Origin of the sequence: Spirosoma aureum, from assembly GCF_011604685.1 — a bacterium.
Taxonomy (GTDB): Bacteria; Bacteroidota; Bacteroidia; order Cytophagales; family Spirosomataceae; genus Spirosoma; species Spirosoma aureum.
Window position 1 is genome coordinate 8,273,516 of sequence record NZ_CP050063.1, and the last position, 19,191, is coordinate 8,292,706.

14 protein-coding genes and 1 pseudogene are annotated in these 19,191 nt (G+C 45.4%); 8 read left to right on the top strand and 7 right to left on the bottom strand.

Annotated elements, in window-relative coordinates; genetic code table 11:
- Nucleotides 1-294: 294 nt before the first annotated feature.
- Nucleotides 295-516 carry a hypothetical protein gene (locus tag G8759_RS33095; RefSeq protein ID WP_167217695.1) on the top strand — a complete coding sequence of 74 codons (222 nt, stop codon included), beginning with the start codon at nucleotides 295-297 and terminating at the stop codon, nucleotides 514-516.
- 300 nt (nucleotides 517-816) lie between these two features.
- Nucleotides 817-1,221 carry a hypothetical protein gene (locus G8759_RS33100; protein ID WP_167217696.1) on the top strand — a complete coding sequence of 135 codons (405 nt, stop codon included), beginning with the start codon at nucleotides 817-819 and terminating at the stop codon, nucleotides 1,219-1,221.
- 620 nt (nucleotides 1,222-1,841) lie between these two features.
- Here G8759_RS33100 and G8759_RS33105 read toward each other — a convergent pair.
- The 3 genes from G8759_RS33105 to G8759_RS33115 all read right to left on the bottom strand — a co-directional run bounded on the left by G8759_RS33105 (nucleotide 1,842) and on the right by G8759_RS33115 (nucleotide 4,433).
- A complete protein-coding gene (locus tag G8759_RS33105; protein WP_232074047.1) occupies nucleotides 1,842-2,276 on the bottom strand; it encodes a hypothetical protein in 435 nt (144 codons plus the stop codon).
- 171 nt (nucleotides 2,277-2,447) lie between these two features.
- On the bottom strand, nucleotides 2,448-3,005 hold the full coding sequence (locus tag G8759_RS33110; protein ID WP_167217698.1) for a hypothetical protein: 558 nt from the start codon (nucleotides 3,003-3,005) through the stop codon (nucleotides 2,448-2,450).
- A 39-nt stretch (nucleotides 3,006-3,044) separates the two neighbouring features.
- On the bottom strand, nucleotides 3,045-4,433 hold the full coding sequence (locus tag G8759_RS33115; protein WP_167217700.1) for an alkaline phosphatase family protein: 1,389 nt from the start codon (nucleotides 4,431-4,433) through the stop codon (nucleotides 3,045-3,047).
- A 268-nt stretch (nucleotides 4,434-4,701) separates the two neighbouring features.
- Here G8759_RS33115 and G8759_RS33120 point away from each other — a divergent pair, with 268 nt between their 5' ends.
- Entirely contained in the window at nucleotides 4,702-7,905 is a 3,204-nt protein-coding gene (locus tag G8759_RS33120) for a TonB-dependent receptor (RefSeq protein WP_167217702.1), read from the top strand.
- Nucleotides 7,905-8,786: a glycerophosphodiester phosphodiesterase family protein gene (locus tag G8759_RS33125; protein WP_167217704.1), complete on the top strand. Its 882-nt coding sequence runs from the start codon at nucleotides 7,905-7,907 to the stop codon at nucleotides 8,784-8,786. Before G8759_RS33120 ends, G8759_RS33125 begins: the two co-directional genes overlap by 1 nt.
- A gap of 196 nt (nucleotides 8,787-8,982) precedes the next feature.
- Here G8759_RS33125 and eboE read toward each other — a convergent pair whose 3' ends face one another.
- The 3 genes from eboE to G8759_RS33140 all read right to left on the bottom strand — a co-directional run bounded on the left by eboE (nucleotide 8,983) and on the right by G8759_RS33140 (nucleotide 12,897).
- Nucleotides 8,983-10,224: a metabolite traffic protein EboE gene (gene eboE, locus G8759_RS33130; RefSeq protein ID WP_167217706.1), complete on the bottom strand. Its 1,242-nt coding sequence runs from the start codon at nucleotides 10,222-10,224 to the stop codon at nucleotides 8,983-8,985.
- Nucleotides 10,221-11,384, bottom strand: coding sequence for a 3-dehydroquinate synthase (locus G8759_RS33135; protein WP_167217708.1), 1,164 nt, complete (start codon nucleotides 11,382-11,384; stop codon nucleotides 10,221-10,223). Before G8759_RS33135 ends, eboE begins: the two co-directional genes overlap by 4 nt.
- Nucleotides 11,385-11,910: 526 nt before the next feature.
- Nucleotides 11,911-12,897: a glycosyltransferase family 2 protein gene (locus G8759_RS33140; protein WP_167217710.1), complete on the bottom strand. Its 987-nt coding sequence runs from the start codon at nucleotides 12,895-12,897 to the stop codon at nucleotides 11,911-11,913.
- 384 nt (nucleotides 12,898-13,281) lie between these two features.
- Here G8759_RS33140 and G8759_RS33145 point away from each other — a divergent pair, with 384 nt between their 5' ends.
- Together G8759_RS33145 and ruvA are read left to right on the top strand one after the other, a co-directional pair.
- Nucleotides 13,282-14,028, top strand: a complete 747-nt coding sequence (locus G8759_RS33145; RefSeq protein ID WP_167217712.1) for an SDR family NAD(P)-dependent oxidoreductase — start codon at nucleotides 13,282-13,284, stop codon at nucleotides 14,026-14,028.
- Between the two features lie 242 nt (nucleotides 14,029-14,270).
- Complete coding sequence (gene ruvA, locus G8759_RS33150) at nucleotides 14,271-14,861, top strand: Holliday junction branch migration protein RuvA (protein ID WP_167217714.1); 591 nt, start codon at nucleotides 14,271-14,273, stop codon at nucleotides 14,859-14,861.
- A gap of 933 nt (nucleotides 14,862-15,794) precedes the next feature.
- Here the strand turns inward: ruvA and G8759_RS33155 are convergent.
- Nucleotides 15,795-16,038, bottom strand: a pseudogene (locus G8759_RS33155) (transposase); the annotation flags it as partial.
- A 261-nt stretch (nucleotides 16,039-16,299) separates the two neighbouring features.
- On the opposite strand from G8759_RS33155, the gene G8759_RS33160 reads away from it, so the two are divergent.
- Together G8759_RS33160 and G8759_RS33165 are read left to right on the top strand one after the other, a co-directional pair.
- Entirely contained in the window at nucleotides 16,300-17,034 is a 735-nt protein-coding gene (locus tag G8759_RS33160; protein WP_167217716.1) for a hypothetical protein, read from the top strand.
- A gap of 188 nt (nucleotides 17,035-17,222) precedes the next feature.
- The gene (locus G8759_RS33165; protein WP_167217718.1) at nucleotides 17,223-18,053 is read left to right on the top strand and encodes a transposase; all 831 of its coding nucleotides are present in this window, start codon (nucleotides 17,223-17,225) and stop codon (nucleotides 18,051-18,053) included.
- The last annotated feature ends 1,138 nt before the right edge of the window (nucleotides 18,054-19,191 follow it).

Here is a 19,191-nt window from a genome sequence, read left to right on the forward strand (position 1 = left end):
GGTAACTTTTGTTTTCGGTAACGGCAATTCAGAAGCAGCCATAAAGAATTGTGATTCAGCAGATTCGCACCAAACCAGTCAATGAGAAAGCAATACCTGTCAGAGCTAGTTATCCTTGCTAAGTGAAAGCCCTGCTGAAATGAAAAAAAGTAACCAATTGCCGAAAAAACAGGCTTACAGCCTTTCATTGTTACGATTATCAAAGAAATAATAAACCCTTCCCGTCTATCTGAAAAGTATAGCATTGTTTTTGATATTAGTTTAAGACAAAACCAAACACTATGCTTTCAAACTATGAACACAAATGCACTAGTAAACCAAACCCTGCTAGTAAAAGCAGAAGAGGCTCGTAGAAAGAATGAAAAATTAGTTTATCTGGAATTATGGGATGTGCTAACTGAGCTCCTTGAACGGCCCTACGCCGAATTGACCCATGAAGAAATAGTTCACATGGATCGAGTTGCCCGGCTTTTGCACGACTACGAAGATCGACTATATCCGGCTCCATCAAAATAATTCTGTAGTAGGCCTTTCGCTTAGATTATCATCCGCTTAAATGAAGCAAGCCATTCCGGGCGGTCATCCAATAAGAACGCCCGATACCTATTAACAAGCATCTATTGAGGGCGGTCAGCTGTTTAGGCTGACCGCCCTTATTTTTTATTGCCAATGAGAGATCATCGTCTACAGGTTATTACCACTCATGGACAAAAGAAACCACTCAAACCAATAAACCAAGCTATTGTAATACTGATTCGTCTTTAGGGCATCACTATAAGAAAGCAAGTTCCCAACCTCTTTTCTCACTCTACTACTATGAAATCATTCATGAGTTCCATGGTATTCGCTTTCAATATGAGCCTTGTCCTGGTCGTTGCTCCTATCCAAAAAACAATAGCGCAAAGTCCCCGCCCTACAAAATTGGCCCGCTATCAGATGGCATCTTATATATCGGCCGATAGCACCAAGTTGCGAGTTAACGTCAATAAAGAGTTGGGGGGTCAGGTTTATGTTCACCTTCTTGATCTGAGAGGCAATGTGTTGTTTGAAAAAACAATGGCTCCAGTCGATACAACCGTCCGGCTTAGTCTGAACCTAATGGAATTGATTGAGGGCGATTATACGCTTAAAGTATCAAATGGTCTGGAGGCAGAAGTTAGGGAGTTCAAGATCAAGACCAGAAAACCGCGAAAAATAACACGTACAATAACACTGCTTTAATTATACAATGGCTGTTGCCATCAATACACCCCTAAGCTGGAGTAAATCGTACCGGTAACGATTTGGACAATTGTATTATATCGCCTGGCAATTGAAAAACTGTTTCACTATTTATCAAATACTTTCATTAATTAACATACACCAATTAATTGCTTTCCGGGCATTATCTCTATTTTGTTGAGTAGCATCTCTACAAACTGGCCGAGTAATTTAGATTAATACCAATTAATAAACGCTTTATTAAGCTGACAGCAAGTAGCCACTACTTAATCAGCAGCCTTCAGCTATTTGCTATAAAATAAAAGTTACAAATTTGGCAGAATCGTTCGGGGACGCGCCCCGGTCATTAAATTGATAGGCGTAAGCGTAGTAGGGCTCTGACCGATAAGCCAAAAACTATATCGGCGCTTCCATTAAACAATAACAACTGCAACGTTGAAACAGACCGGTTAACAAAACAACCAACTCCCATAAAGGGGGCTGGTTGTCGGGAATCGTATATAAAAGTTTAGGTTCAACAAGTTTATAACAAGCTGAAAATGATAAAGTTTTAAACGAAAGGTAAGTGCGCTCCGTCGATCGTAGCTAACTTATTGAAACGTCCCTTAGCCAGGAGGTGGCTAATCATCCTGTTTTTTAAGCGTCAATACCACTTTCCCATTCTCAACCAGCCGGGTACTCAATACTGACTGTATTGGTAAAGCAACAAGCAACATGGGCTGGGTGGTAAACGATAGCGGAGTCTTGTTAAGCGTGGTATCAGCCATGCGTATATACCGAATAGTCATTACCGAATCCTGCACAAATACTCGGCTGATCGATAATTTGGGAGGTTTATTCGTAGCGGGTAATGCAATACCGACAACCATTTCTTTGTTAAAATTCGGCACATCGGGGCGCTTGCTCATGGTAGTTGCCGGTTTAAACACTTTTTCAAAAGTTTCGGCCTGTTCGAACACAAACAGCGTCGGTTTGCCTTTGTTGACGGGTGCATCATTACTCAGAAAATACCCATTCAGCATTCGGTATTTTAAAGTAACCTGGGCAAGTGCCACCAAGCTTATCAGGAATAAGCAGGCAATTAAAAAAGCGGAAAGAAAGGGTACGCGTAAACGATGTTGAAGAGAGGCAAAAAACGGCATATTACTCATTTAACTATACTAAATCAATATACTTCTAACGTCTGATCGCGAAAAGTCAGTATGCCATCAAAATTAAAAGATTGATTATTTCGGCGGTTGCGCTCCCGAATCGACTGGATTCTGAATCGTCATTCCGGCTACATTGAAGCAGGAATTTTCGTTATCGCTTTTGCATTCAAACAGATCAAAAGACTCAACGCCTTTATCTAATCGCTCGAAATAGAGAATAAATTGTAATCTTTCGTCATTCTTTATCTCTGCAGTCTGTGGTGACGTTGGGATACCTTCAGTTTTTAGAAGTGCATACGTTCGTTTGCCATCTGATGACGCCAGAACGGCCTTGGGATTAAATGAAATGCTACTCGACCCCATATAACTGAAATTACGGTCACTCTTATCCTTACCATACGTAAGATACAGGACCGTATACGTTGCTGTCAGACGAATATCCGTCACCTTAATATCCGGGTCCTGCGAATGCCCAAGCCCACCATGAGGGTCAGGCAAAATACGCGACTGGAGCGCATAAGTGGGCTGGCTCGGCAAATAATATTCGGCACCGTCGGCCGGGGCGTTCACCTTCGGCAGCCGGTTCGACGTACAGGCAGAGACGAGCAGGGCAAGAGCGACGAGGGCTTTCATAGAGTTAAATTACGTCCTTTCGTCTGAATAACCAAGAAGTTAATTCGTCTGTTTTTCAAGCACTCCTGCTGAGATCGTATTCCATATCTGATCGTGTACATCCGTTGCCACCAATGAATTTCCAACGTTCCGACTGCTTACATATACGGGATGGTACTCACGCGCTGTACCTACACGTCCATGCGAACCTTTGATAAGCGTCGCATCGAGTGAAATAACGTTCATCAGATACCGGAAGCCGAGTAATTTACGGCCTAACTTATAGCCTGCTTTGAGTTTTATCAATGGGTTTGTCTGGTCCATAAACATCTCAACCGGGTCATAGCCCGGTTTCTGGTGAATGGCTACTAATCGGGCATAATCGGGTGCTCGGGCGTCGTCGAGCCAGTAATAATAGGTAAACCAGCTATCCGCATCAGCCATAACCACCAGGTCGCCGGAGCGTTCGTGATCAATATGGTATTCCTTTTGCTGTTCTTTATCCAATACAAGCTGGATACCCGGCGTGCTTTCCAGCAATGACCGGACTTTGCCAAATACCGATGGATCATTGATATAGACATGAGCAATCTGGTGATCGGGTGTAGCAAACGCGGGCGACGCTCCGGCATCGAACATCTCCAAACCCCGCTCTTCCCGATAACGAATCATGCCTGCTTCGCGCAGGATTCGATTGATGTGAATCGGCTTACTGACATTGGTAATTCCATATTCCGAAAGCACAATCACCTCAGCGTTCTGCTTCTCATAATAGTTGATCAGGTCGCGGCATACGTCATCGATTTCCCGAAGATCATTGGCAATTTTCGAGAAATCCTGTCCAAACTTTTGCAGACAATAATCCAGATGCGGTAAATAAATCAGGGTAAGCGTCGGGTTGTGCCACTGATCGACAAGCATGGATGCATCGGCAATCCAGCGCGTACATTTAATCGTTGTTGCGGGTCCCCAAAACTGAAATAACGGAAACGTACCTAATTCTTTCTGTAGTTTATCGCGAAGGTCGCCGGGATGCGTGTAGCAGTCTGGTATTTTCAGACCGTCAGACGGATATTGCGGACGGGGTGTAGCCGAAAAATCGGCGGTAGAGTACATGTTGTACCACCAGAACATTTTCGAAACGGTGAAATTTGGGTCGACTTTTCGTGCCCGTTCCCAGATTTTTTCGCCTGCGACCAGTTTATTCGACTGCTTCCAGAATTTGACCTCCGAATCGATCCGGTCATACCAGCCATTGCCGACAATACCCGTTTCGCTTGGCCATTTGCCCGTTACGTACGTAGACTGCACCGACGTTGTCAGCGCCGGGAGCATGGGATCAATTGTTGCCTGATGCTTGCTGGCAAACCACTGTTTCAGAAAGGGAGTATGTTCGCCAATCAGCGAATAAGACAATCCCACAACGTCGAGTACTACGGTCTTTTGCATGGCTTACTGAAAAGTGAAGAATCAACTGTAAAATTATCGGTTCTTTCCTTAAATTGAGGATTATAGTCGATTTTAAAGGCAGATTTATCGCTGTGTCTGCATAACAATCCTGAATGTATAATCTACTCCCTTGGTAACGATACGGCAGGTTCAATGTTAAAAAAATGACGACAAAGCTTATGAAATAGTAACAATTAAGTAAAAGGAAATTAAAATTAAATTAAAGGCATTGCGCTCTCTTTGCAACAGAAAATACTCCTGTTGCTAAATGAAAAAATACCTACTTTCCAGTGCTTTACTCCTATTTTTGAGTTGTTTCCTCATCGGCAAAACACTAGCACAAACCACCCAGGCATCTATTTCGGGCATTATCTCCGAAAAGCAGAACGCTGCTCTTCCGGGAGCTACCGTTCAGGTTCGGAACGAATCAACCGGTTTTACGACGGGAACAGTAACCAATGCTAAGGGTGAATACTCCTTTAAAGAGCTTCCTTTGGGAGGGCCCTATACCATACTCGCTACGTTTGTGGGCTACGGTCAACAAAAGCGAACCGGCTATGCACTTAACCAGGGAGATGCCGTTCGGGTAAACCTGGCTATGCAGGAAGACAATCAAACGCTTGAGGTGGTACAGGTTGTGGCTTCTGGTCTGAAAAACAAAACGGAGAACCTGGGAGCGGCCACGGCAATTTCAGCCAAGTCAATTGCCGCACTTCCGGTCAATGGCCGTAATTTCACGAACTTGATGGATCTCTCCCCTTTAAGTAGAGGGGGAAATATTTCGGGTCAGCTCGGTTCGTCTACCAATTATACGATCGATGGTATGAACGCCAAAAACCCAACTTCGGCGGGTTCAACGACCAGCCGAAGCGGGGCTCCTTATTCGATTTCGATTGAAGCGGTTCGTGAGTTTAAAGTCGTAACGAACCAGTATGATGTTACCTATGGCCGTAGTGGGGGTGGAACGGTGAGTGCGGTAACCAAGGCAGGTACCAACAAACTAAGTGGTAGCGCCTTTAATTACACGCGTGCCGACTGGTTAGCGAGTCCTTATGACATCCGTGGTAATAATCGGGTCAATAAATTTGCGACAAATCAGTACGGATTTTCGCTGGGCGGCCCGATCATCAAAGACAAATTGCACTTTTTCGTTGTATGGGATCACCAGCAGGATTCACGACCGCTGATAATCGCGGATGTACAATCGCCAGCCGACGAAAGCCGGTTTAACATTACGAAAGCCACTCTTGATAAATTCGTTGATATAGCCCGCAGTAAATACGGGGTTGCCAACACTCCCCAGTATGGCACGTTCGACAAGAAACGGGGTTCTGATGCCGCATTTGCCCGTATCGACTGGCAGATCAATGACCGCAATCTGTTAACGGTTCGGAATAACTTCACCAGCGATCGCAATAAGCTGGGCTTGCAGGACAATACGGCGATTAACATTTATGAGTCGTACGGAAATGATTACAACATGGACAATAGCCTGCTGGCCAGTTTGCGTACATCCATCAGTCCCCGGCTCACCAATGAGTTAAAGGTTCAACACCTGTATACCTATCAGAAAAGCAGCCCTGGCGACCAGTTACCGGCGGCCAATATTCCAAGAGCCATCGTAGAAAACGTTACGTCGACCATTGACGGCTCCACGAAATCGACCAATATCCAGATGGGTGGACACCGGTTCGCTCAGGAGGGTTTTACAAATAATGTGTTACAACTGGTCGATAATCTGTACTACAATACCGATAAGGTTCAGTACACATTTGGCCTCGACCTGATGTATACTCACGCCAAATCGCTTTATGGTAGCGAAGTAAACGGGCGTTTCCATTATACAGTCGATGCTGCGGCTGGCCTGACGGCACTGGATAAATTTGAAAAGCTGCAACCGTATCGCTATTACCGAGAAGTGCCGCTGGTCGACGACCCGACCGTAGTTGGCAATATTCTGAACGCGGGAATTTACGGTCAAATGAGTACCAAACTAGCGCTGGGCCTGGAAATGACCGCTGGCTTGCGCGTCGACTACGCCCATTACCCAACCTCTCCACTGAATCAGCTGGTTTATGATGAACTTAAACTACGCACCGATAACCGAATCAAGTCATTTGTGGTACAGCCCCGTTTGCAACTAACCTGGGATGTGAATGAACAGCATACCGACTTTGTTCGCTTTGGTGCCGGTGTTTTTGCGTCAGACATCAACAACTATGTATTGATTAATAACCTGACGTTTGACGGGAAGCATCTGGCCACGGTCGATGTGCGGGCCCCGAATATTCCAACACCTGATTTTCTGGCCTACCGCCAGAATTACAGCAGCATCCCCAGTCTGGCAGCTTTTCAGTTGCCAACCATCAATATGAATGGTCCAGATGCACGAGTGCCGGTTCTCTACAAGGCAAACCTATCCTATAGCCGTTACTTAACCGATAAGCTGAAGGTTGGCATTGCTGGTTTTGCAACGCTGGGTCGACATAACTACATGTACGTCGATCGGAATATGGCAACTGACCCCTATTTTCGATTAGCCAACGAAGATAATCGCGGGGTGTATGTACCACTCAGTAGCATGCCTGCCAACGGCGCTGGTGACTGGTTACAGGGGCGCGTCAGTCAGAAATTAGGCCGCGTACTGGAGTTGAACAGCCAGGGCAAGGTCAATCAGTTTGCCGTTGTTGTCGATGCTACCTACCAGTATCTTAAGGATGGCGAAATTTCGGCAAGCTATACCTGGAATGACACTAAAGACAATACCTCATTTAACGGAAACGTAGCCAACACGGCTACCCTGTCGTTGCCGGTGAAGGATGATCCGCGGAATCTAAGCCAGATTACGTATTCCGACAACCAATTCCGCCATAAAGTAGTCGTTTATGGAACGTTTCCTTCGTTCTATGGTATCACGGTTGGCGTTCGTTATTCGGGTATTGGTGGAACCCGATACTCACTACTGTCAGGAGCAAACAGCAATGCCGACTTCGTTGCCGGAAACAACGACCTTGCCTTTATCTTCGATAAAAATAACGAGAGCGTTCCGACGAACATAAAGACCGGATTACAGGCTCTTATGGACAATCCGAATGCAAGTCAGAGCATAAAAGATTATATCAATCAGTATTCCGGAAAAATAGCGCAACGAAATGGTGGCATCAATAGCTTCTACGGCATATTTGACGTAAGAGCTAGTAAACGGTTCCGATTATACAAAACCCACAGCTTCGATTTGTCGGTCGATATCTTCAATTTCACCAACCTGCTCAAGAAAGCCTGGGGTGTAAACCAGTCGTTGGGAAGCCAGGCCCTCTATGCCTTAGGTATCCCGGCAACCGCTACGACACCTGCCGTTGCCGGATTTGACAGCGTCAACAAACAGTTTGTCTATCGAGTCAACACCGCGGGTGTTCCTACGCCATCGGGTGATCCATTCCAACTCCAGATTGGCTTACGCTACAGCTTCTAATGGCAAAAACAGCGAGGAGTAAAGCGATTGGACTGTTCTGCCTCCTCCTGTGCTCCCACATTCTGGTAGCTCAGGGTAACTTCGATCGGCAGGGCCATCGGGGGTGCCGGGGGCTGATGCCGGAGAACACAATTCCAGCGATGAAAAAAGCGCTTGATCTGGGCGTTCAGACGCTGGAACTGGATGCTGTAATCTCAAAAGACAAGCAGGTCGTGGTATCGCACGACACCTACATGTCTTCGCACATTGCGTTAAGACCAGATGGAACGCCGGTTACCGCTGCCGAAGAAAAGACGATTAATTTATACCAGCTAACCTATGCTGAGATAAAGAAATTCGATGTAGGCAGTAAACCACATCCTGAATTTACTCAGCAACAGAAGCTGGCGGTTTATAAACCGCTGCTTTCCGTATTGATCGATTCTGTCGATGCGTATGCGAAAGCAAAGGGATTGCCCCTGCCCATGTTCAACATCGAGATTAAATCAATGCCGGCCACCGATGGTGTGCACCATCCTGCCCCGCAGGAGTTTGTCGATCTTGTTCTCAGCGTCTGCAAAAGCAGGAATCTGGGCAAACGGTTAACCATACAGTCTTTTGACGTTCGACCCTTGCAGTTGATTCACAAGCAATATCCAGCGGTTAACCTGTCTTATCTGACGGCAAACACAAAATCACTGGCAGATAATATGGCTGCATTAGGCTTCACTCCGTATGCTTATAGCCCATATTATAAAACGGTAACGAGTGAAACCGTCAAAGCCTGCCATGAGCAGAAAATGGTGATTATTCCCTGGACGGTAAATACAAAAGCCGAGATCGAGAGCCTTGCCAAGCTTGGCGTAGATGGTATTATCTCCGATTATCCGAATCTGTTCTAATTTTATTGCCGCATAGCGTTACAAAAAAACTCAGCCAACTGGTCGGCTGAGTTTTTTTGTAACAGGACTTTCTCAAAAAGCCGTGCCACGGTTTGATTTACCCCGATAGGTAACCGTGGCACGGCTTTTTGAGAAAGTCCTGTGTATAAACGATTTTCAGGTTTGTTTTAGATCAGAGAGATCCGTTAATCAAGCTTCATTTAGTATTCTCAATAACCCACTGAATTTCTCGCTCGATCGAGTCAACCAGTTCTTTTTTCAGCTCATCGGGCAATACGCCCCATGTATACGTTTCGACCTCAAGCTGATTCGTAAATCGCCGTTCCGCCTGTAGTTTCAATACTTCCAGAATATCGTCCTGGGTCGATTGGAGCACGCCATAATTATTGACAAAAAGTGGTACATGAAAGTGCGCCCGCCACTCGGCATGATCATCGTTGAGGGCTGCCAGAGCATCCGGCAAATCCCGGAATCGTAGTAACGCTCCCGAACTGGCATGTCCGAATCCGCTTCGGGCAACCACCTGATGCAGATAGGTTGGTTCGTTGAACTCCTCGAATGCCTTTCGTACAGCCTCGCGGCCTTCAGGTGCTTCGGGGAATTCAGCTTTTAACGCTGCACTGATCTGGATTTTACCAACACGCAGGCCATATTCTTTTAATTTATCCAGCACATCGGCCGGACGTTCGTAGCCAACGGCAAAGTGGCAAACGTCATAGCACAGACGCACGTGTTCGCAAATACGGGCTTCGGCTTCTTCATCGGTCAGGCCAAACTGCCCCGTCAGTTGCTCAATACCCATTGGCAGCAAATAATCGGTGAACCAGGTAATAAACTCGTCAGCGGTTTCAATAACGCCATCGGGTTCAGGTTCCAGATCAAGATGCATTAACCGATCCGTTTGCTTTCGTAGTTGAATTAATTCGGCGACAACTTCAAGTACATTCTGGGTCGTTTGTGAGAAAATATAATCACGGGCGGCTGGTTGCTCCCATTCAAACCAATGCCGATACGACAGGGGCGATGTCGAAACGCCACCCTGAATGGCATTACCCAGTTCATCGACGGGCAATAGTACCGACAGAATCCGGAATAGTCGTTTGGTATACTCAACCCGCGCTTCGGTGGTCCAGTCGGGCGCATGGACCTGATCTTTAACGACCGTATCATGAAAGCCGCCGAACGGAAACCCATTCATCGTAAATACGTAGCAATCATTACTGGCCAGCCAGTGTTGAAACGCCACCAGATTTTCAGGAATCTCCAACTCTTCACTGGCTATGTTGGATAGGCGCAGACCAATACCAAAGGGTGCATCGGGCGATAATCGTTTTTTCAGTTCTGGAATCGCCTGCTGTAGAGCGGCAAAATGGTCGGTCCACGTTTCACCCGGATGGATGTTTGTGCAGTAGCCGAGGTGGCCAAGCGGTGTTTTCATACGAGTTGAACGTGTTGCTCCTGCTCTTTCAGGATAGCGATGGACTGACGAACCATTTCGGCGTCAATCTCGTGGACTTCAACGCCTTTTCCGATTCCCTGCAATAACATAATGGTAAGCCGTCCGCCAAGATGCTCCCGGAATTCGGCAAGTCCTTTCAGGACACCGGCACTGTTGTCGGCGTCGAGCATTGGCTGATAGAGCGAAAAGCCCAGTGTCCGCAACGTTTTCAGAATTCGGGCGGTGTCCGCGTCGGTGAGCCAGCCGAGCTGCTGCGAGTAAAGGCTATCGAGCGCAATACCAATGGCTACAGCTTCGCCATGTCGCAACTCAAAATTAGTCAGTTGCTCCAGTTTGTGCGCGCTCCAGTGACCAAAGTCCAGCGGCCGCGATGAGCCCATCTCGAACGGATCGCCCCCGGCAATGTGTTGGAGGTGCATTTCAGCACACCGATGGATTAAATAGTCCATCGGTGCCATTTCCCGTGCGGCAAGGGCTTCGGCGTTGGCTTCAATCCAGTCAAAAAACCTAGCGTCTTTAATGAGGGCTACTTTAATGGCTTCGGAGATACCCGCACGCCAGTCGCGATCGTCGAGAGTTGTCAGAAATTGACTATCATTGAAAACGGCTATGGGTGGTACAAACGTGCCGAGGAAATTTTTTTTACCCCGATAATTGACGCTGTTTTTCACACCCACTCCTGAATCATTCTGCGACAGAACCGTTGTCGGAATGCGAATATGACGAATACCCCGGTGCGCTATTGCCGCGGCATAGCCTACCATATCGAGAACAGATCCGCCACCAATAGCCACCACGTACGAATGCCGGTCAATACCGTAACGATCGACAGCATCGACGATCTGTTCAACCAGAGCGGGGTCGTTTTTCGCTACTTCACCACCCGGAATAACGAGCAGATCTGTTACAGGTTCAACAACATCGGCATACTGTTTAAAATACGTTTTAATGTCGGATAACAGGTTAGGATGTGTAGCCGTAACACCCGAATCAATCACGAACAGAATCTTTTTTCGCGTTTCGTTAGACTGTTGAGTAAGAAAATCGGCAAGTAATGGATTGGTTATGCTGAAAAGTTTTTCGGTAAAGAAAACGTTGTACGCGAATCGAACCGTGAAGGACTGCTGCAAATGGCTCATCTCATTATAAATTCACCCTGTCTGGAAAACCCAAAATTACCCAATAAACAACAGTATTGCTCAAAAAAGTCCATTACCTCTCATTCAATTGTCTTCTGAATTCAGTTGGCAGCTGCCCTTGGTGTTTCCGAAACAGTTTATTAAACGGCTCTCAGCTATAAATTCCAGCTTAAAGGTAATCAGTGAGATGGCTAGATTTTACTCTCGTTGTCGTGTTTCGACCAGCCTTACTTAGCCGGTTTGAGGAGGCTTTCGTAGTTAAAAAAAGGTTAGCTGTTCCGCAAGTAGTTCAATCCGGAGCCGATTAGCTTCGTGGATAGAGTACCGGAAATAAGTCGATGTGAGGATGTGGGGATGTTTCTTAAAACCGACAAAGCGAGGGCGGATCGCCGATACGACGGTTCACCGTGCGATGCTCTAAATCTCGTCGGTCAGGCCAAACGCGGTTTTGAGAAACCGCAGCGGTCAGGTTGAAGAACCTGACCGCTGCTCCAATATCCGCTTGCCCCATATTCAACTCAGTCAATCACCAGTACATGACTTTATATTTTACAGCTCCATATAGCCGCCAATAGACCGATAGGAATGGCGTTGCCAGTGTTGTCAATATCGTTTGTTTCAGATTAGCCCCAGTTACGTTATCGGGCAAATCGCGCCAGATCATACCGGCCGATAATATACCCCAAACGCCAAAGCCAACGGTTGACGTAATCACACTACCCGATAAAGCGCCAATAACGCCAACGGTCATCCCCAATACAGACGCATAATACTCAAGTATCAGACTCCGGTCAGTTTCAATACGTTGCCGGAACAACTCCGGGTGTCGCTTGTATAACAGTGCATCGTACCGATTCTTCCGCTCATTCGTTAACGAGGCATACCAGGGCGTTTCGCGCATGGGGTGAACAACAACCGCTTCCGGACATTTGCTGATCGGTATGCCCAACTGAATAAACTTAAACTGGAGGTCATTGTCTTCACGCCAGGCAAAATCAAATGCTTCTTCAAAGCCCCCCACGCGCTCAAGCGCCGATTTCCGGCAAAAACAGTTGGCTGAAATAAACTCACTCATTTCCAGATACGGCGTTCTGGGATTGTACTGTGTGGTCGTATCAGGCAACGTCAATCGTAGCTGCCCCGTCATGACCTGTGCCCCACGCTGAAAACCTGTCAGTGCTGAAGAAAGCCATTCAGAACTAGGAAGACAATCCTCATCCGTAAACGCAACAACGCGCCCTCGTGCGGCTCGCCATCCCCGATTTCGCGCTGCTGCAGGCCCCCGCGACTGAGGTTGGCCCAAATAACGAACCTCCAGTGGCCCACCCGACTTGGCGATCTGCTTCGTAAAAAGAGCGACAGCAGCTGCCGTTTCGGGCGAGTTTCCATCGTCGACTACAATGATCTCATACTGATCGCGGGAAAGCCGTTGCTTACCCAGTGCATCGAGGCATTTTAGAAGCAGAGCCGGTTGCTGATACGTTGGTATCACTACCGAAAAGTCGGGTATCATAGTTAAGGTTATTTATGTTGTTTATGCCCTTTGGTTACATGATTTCGGCCCGCATATACCAGCACGAATTGTGTAACCAAAAAAAATGTGAATAGCTGGTTTTCAGCGCATAACGAATATTCCAATAAAGACGTTTACCCCATTTGGCCGAACTGATTAAGCGGCAATTAAAGGTATCTTTAGTTCTGTTTTTGGTGACATTTCTTCTACAAACCGAACACAAACGTCAGCTTATTTAGCCTATAGCAAATTCCGCGCCGATGTACGCTTACAATTCAGTTTATTCATAACTATGACCCTTATTTTATCGTCTATAGGTTTAAGGAGTAACTGATCAGCAAGGATTCTATTAGTTTTGTAAGATACCTACACAACCTGTTTTTTATGATTGCACTCATCACCGGCGCTACTTCGGGTATTGGCCGCGCCACTGCCGAAGCTTTTGCGGATCTCGACTATCGCCTTATTCTGTGTGGACGTCGTCAGGAACGGCTTGACGAATTGCAGGAATACCTTGGCGCACAAACGGCTATCGTGACCCTGAATTTCGATGTACGCACCTGGGACGAAGTTGAGCACGCTATCCGCACCTTACCCGACGAATGGAAAGCTATCGACATTTTGATTAATAGTGCTGGCAATGCACATGGCATGTCACCGATTCAGGACGGCGACCCTGCCGACTGGGACCAGATGATCGACGGTAATGTGCAGGGACTGCTCTATGTCTCGAAAGCCGTAATGCCGGGTATGGTCGAACGGAAGCGGGGCCATATTGTCAATATCAGCTCGGTTGCGGGCAAAGAAACGTATGTGAACGGAGCCGTTTATTGTGCCAGTAAAGCTGCTGTTGAAGCCATCAGTACTGGTATGCGACTAGACTTGATTCAGCATGGAATCAAGGTCACCAACATTGCTCCCGGCGCAGTAGAAACCGAATTCTCAGTCGTCCGTTTCAAAGGCGATAGCGAACGGGCATCCAAGGTTTACGAAGGCTTTGCGCCCCTCACGCCCGACGATATTGCCGACGCGATTGTCTACGCCGTAACAGCACCCGCCAACGTTACCATTGCCGATATGACCATTCTGGCTGGTGCACAGGCCGCAGCGACAACCATCTACCGAAAGTAAATTGATCGGGTTTTGTTTCGGTACCTTTGAGGGAAGTCGAAACAGAACCCGATTTGTTACTGGTGTAAGTTGCTGAGAAGATTATTTACTTTTATAAAAGTTAACCAATAGGTAGCTAACGGCCACTATTAGCAACAAACCACACCCAGCTTTTCTCTACGCCATTCCTATCAAAAGTCGCACTTTTTTCGTATATTTACTCAATTGTATTAGCTTCGATTACAAGCCTTTTTAACGTCTGAATGATTGCTTACTTAGACGGAGTGCTGGCCTACAAAGAAACGACGTACGTCATTATCGACGTGCATGGTGTAGGATACGCAGTCCATATCTCCCTCCAAACCTATTCGACACTGCCCGGCGGTGGCGAACGGGTTAAATTATTTACGCACCACCTTTTCCGCGAAGACGCTCAGATACTATACGGATTTGCCATCGCCGACGAAAAAGCACTGTTTCTGGATCTGATTGGCGTTTCGGGCGTTGGTCCGAACACAGCGCTGGGTATGCTATCGGCGATGCAACCAGCCGACCTGCGGCTGGCCATTCTGGGAGAGAACGTTCGGGCGGTACAGGCCATCAAAGGTATTGGTGCCAAAACGGCCCAGCGCATCATTCTCGAGCTACGCGATAAAATGAAAAAATCGGGCGTTGTTCCCGACGGTCCGACGTATCGTCAGCAACCTGCGGGCAACCCTGTTCGCGAGGAAGCACTGGCGGCCTTAGTCGCACTGGGCTTTCCGAAACCAACAGCCGAGAAGAGTGTAGACGATGCCCTGAAAGCCGATCCAAATCTGAGTGTAGAGGATGTTATCCGGCGAGCATTGCGGTAGACTTTTGCTGGCAACGTCAATTATGATCAGTTCTGCTAAACTAAATTTAGGCATATAGCCCTCCACTACCCTTACATGGTTTGATGGCCAATTTTGACAGGAATTTAAGTCGCCTGTGATTCTCACCTGATTAGTGTGCCAGTTTAAGTTTGAAGATTGGTCATTCATTTGTTAATTCTTCCCCTTCCAATACTTGCTCTGGCGCTAAGCTATTGAATAAACTTTGTAGCCGAAATAGGTTGTACTCATTCCGCTATTCTTTAATCTTCTGCTGGTTCTTCTAAAGAGTAAGAACCAATGAACCAAAAGACATTCATCCCTTAGGCTTCCATTAAAAGATTTAACAAATGAGTTGTATGTCGGTTTCTAGGTCGGGAGAAATCTAAAACTACCTAGTTGACATAAGCCTACTTATCCAATGTTTTAGAAATAAACTCGCTCATGTTATCGACTCGAATCCGCTTGGGAACTACCTGCTGATCTGATTTCAATTGATACACTGCCGTTACCATGTTATTTCACTTCAAGGATTGGCCTGCGCGAATCGCCAAACACTTGCGGCTAAGATTATCTACTAGATTAAAGGCCCGAAACTCATGCCCTAGCATTCATGACAGTTAAAGATCAGGGCGTTGTAAGCGGTGTGCTGCCGAACGATTTCACTTAAGGTGTTTACTTCGCAATTGGGTTCTTCTAATAAACACATATGGCTGTCTTTCCGGCCTTCTCAACGAAAGAGCGTAAAGATCTACCAGAATCCGTACCTAATCGATTTACTTGACTCGATGTTGAAGTATAGTTCATCTTGTCAGCGTGAATTGAAGTGTAAGGATGATCGACGAAAGAGAATTACCCACAGACACATCGAGCCAAAGCTCGATAACTCTCCATCAAACTTAGAACCAGCGTTCTTTGTGGGGCTGGTATTTAAAGCTTTTTTAGCACATCTTGGAGCATCTGTTTATTAAGCTCAGATCGACTACAAGTTGTTTCAACTGACGATTTTCTTTTTCCAGTTAATGCAAGTTACTCCTAAACTACCATGCTTTTTTCCAATTGTAAAAGGAGGCTTCTCTGATACCCATTTTGCGACATACACCCCGGCAATGGCTACTCCAGTTTCAGCTTGCTTGAGAGCAAATACGATCTGAGTCTCGGTAAACTTAGTTTTCTTCATAGCAATTGTCCTATTGTTAATGTACGACAGTTGCCCAATTTCCTACTTTACAGCGGAACGCCTTTCTGAGAAGAGATCAGTTTGCGTAAGTCCTAATAAGAGAACCAACATTAGCTTATAGCAGAATAGTAGCGGAAGTTAAATATAATTAATAAATTAATTTGGATACATATAAATATTCTATTTTGTTTGTATTGTACTATTACCAAGAAGGGAGTAGTCAAATCAACTATTATTATCCATAACAATAAAAACATTACTATGAAAAAGACTTTCAAGTTTTTAATCTTTTCTTTATGCTTGGGAACACTAGTAACAAGCTGTGACAAACAAGTAGACAAAGATTTGAAACCAACATCTTCTGAGAAGGATTTTCAGAGCGAAGTAGAACAGTTAGAAAAACAAACTGGGGTTAAATACTTTAAAAAAGATGTAATTTTGCGTGATAATGACAATAATAACGAGGTTGTTATGCGGTTCGCATCAACTGACGAATCGGTGTTAAGTAACTATTTACAAAATACCAATTTAACTCTCGAACCTGTATTTGCTAAGTCTGTACAGAAAACGGAATCAGTTTCTTCTAAATTGGGAAGCACTTCTAAATATGAGAGCCAAGCAGCTATTAGTGTTGAAGCTATTTCAATTAAACTTCAAAAAGGAGCAATAGGTTACATACTAGCAGCTAAGACAAATTCTTTACGAAAAGGAGATAAAAATACTCGCCCCGCTTGGCTCAGCCAGCATTTTGAAATGATAAGTCCTGTTTGGCCTGAGAGCTTTAGTATAAATATAAAAACAGCAGATGCAGTTCAATTAGGATGGGATTGTAAGGATCGTTGGTATACAGGTTGGTATAATTGTGATGGTGGTTATAGAATGCTTGCAGGGCCTAGTTGGTTCTCACAAGGAGTAGATGGTCCATACAAAGTAAAAGTCCATGTTTGGTGTGATTTGGGCTCTCCTGAAGGTTGGGAGGTTATATTTTATGCCTAATAATGGCTCAAACATAGCATTACTCGCATAAACATTGTAGCGGCAATCATTATTAAAATCACTAGAAAAATAAATTTTTCTAGTGATTTTAATAATGAAGCTGTTTAGGATAATGCAAAAGACTTCCAAAGAAGGGCGAAATTTGAGCCGGGCCGCCGGGCGGTGCGAAACACAAATTCTAGCCTTTCATGGAAGGCTTGGACAAAGTTACGAGTGAAAAATGGATACTGCCCTACCTGAGCTTGGGCCAGCGCGGCAAAGACATTAAAGTGGAGATGAGCACCTTGATTGATGCCATTTTGCACAAACTCAAAACAGGTTGTCAGTGGAGGCAATTGCCTGTTAAACCGTTTTTTGATGACCAAACACTGACTTGGCAAGGTGTCTATTACCATTTCAACGAGTGGCGTAAAGATGGGTCCTGGAAGCGAGTTTGGCTCAATGTGTTGAGACTCAACAAGCGATTTTTGGACTTGTCGAGTCTCCAACTTGATGGCTGGCACACCCCAGCCAAAAAGGGTGGTCAGGCGGTAGGCTATCAAGGCCGCAAAGCGGCTAAGACAACGACGAGTTTGTTTCTGGCCGATAACACGGGCCTGATGCTGGCTTGTGCTACCCCACAAGCCGGTAATCATCATGACCTGTTTGAGATTCAGAAACTTTTTGAGGAATTGTGTCTGCTGCTGGAGTCGGCCAACATTAATCTTAAAGACCTGTTTCTCAATGCCGATAGTGAGTTCGACGCCCAGAATTTGCGCCTGAGTTGTGCCAACCGAGCAAGCAACGCCAACAGTGGGGTCAACCCCCGTTCGGCCAATGAGCCGGCGATAGAATGGGGCTATTTTGACGAAGAACTCTACAAACGGCGTTCTGTGCTTGAACATGCCAAGGCTTGGCTTGACAGTTTCAAGACCCTGCTTGTCCGTTATGAGACGAATGTAGAGAATTGGCTCTGGTTCCATTGGTTGGCCTTTGTGGTGTTATTTTTGAGAAGAATCAACCGAAAAAAGAAATCCTAAACAGCTTCAATTATTGCCGCTACAAAATATTGTCAAAAAATTAAAACTGTTGATTCATCGCTTCCTAGGCTTTCAGCCAGCCTTCATAATCCACACTTAATTGACGTTAATGAGTCAGCCAAGTGAACGTTGGTTACACCACTCACCTTCTGGTAAAAGAACAAACATTTTGATACCAAATAACTTACAAAGAATCTGCAAAATCCACTAATAAGTCTACTTAGCCTGTGTTTCATACTCGTTACCATAGCCCGCATCAGCAAAAATGATGGCCAAACGTGGAAAATTGATTCATAAGCGATTCAAACCAGTTCTTCGGTGTTCGTTAATGTCGACTCGGTGAACCACAGCAGCCAGCCTAGCATATCAACAATAAAATGAAGTTTTCACCCTTTCACCGACTTAGTCGCATCATAACCTCGCTCGACCAACATCGTTTTTACATATTTGTGAGACCAGGATAGGTAATGATGGACTCAGGCTATTTTATATTAACAATCAACCCATTATAATTCATATGAATATTGTGACCCTCAATCATAAACTATACTTATCAGCCGATTGCACTTCAGTGTAATGAAAAGGCCCCAAGCAACTCGTGGTTGTCCAGTAACGTAAACAGAGAGTCCACTTTTGGGGATATGATTAAGGCCATCTATAATCCTTAGAAAACTTATGATGCCCAAAAATGCCTAGGAAGTTAGTATCCTGAAAATAATTATATGTTGTTATCAAGTCAATCGCTTGCGGAGTATAGCTAAGTGTGTTAAATACGGCCCTCGACTACTATTGTAAGACCATATATTGAGTATCTATCTATCAATCTATTTCCTGACTAATTAGGAGAATTGTTGACCAAACCAGAATAGCCCGTAATTATTACTTAAGTGGAATCAATACATTTATTATCGATTAGGAAAAATAAATCAGGAATTAAAATCCGATGAAATTCGCCTAATTTTACGATCGGTCGAACGGAAACAACAACTCATGAACGTTTGTTTGCTCTTCTTTTAAAAAATCTATCAATCGATTAGACGATTGGCTCGATTTTGGCCGTTTAAGGTAAGGCGTCTGAACGCACTACCACTACCGAACCTGAAAGTATCGTCAATGGTGAACCCTTACCTTGTTCACA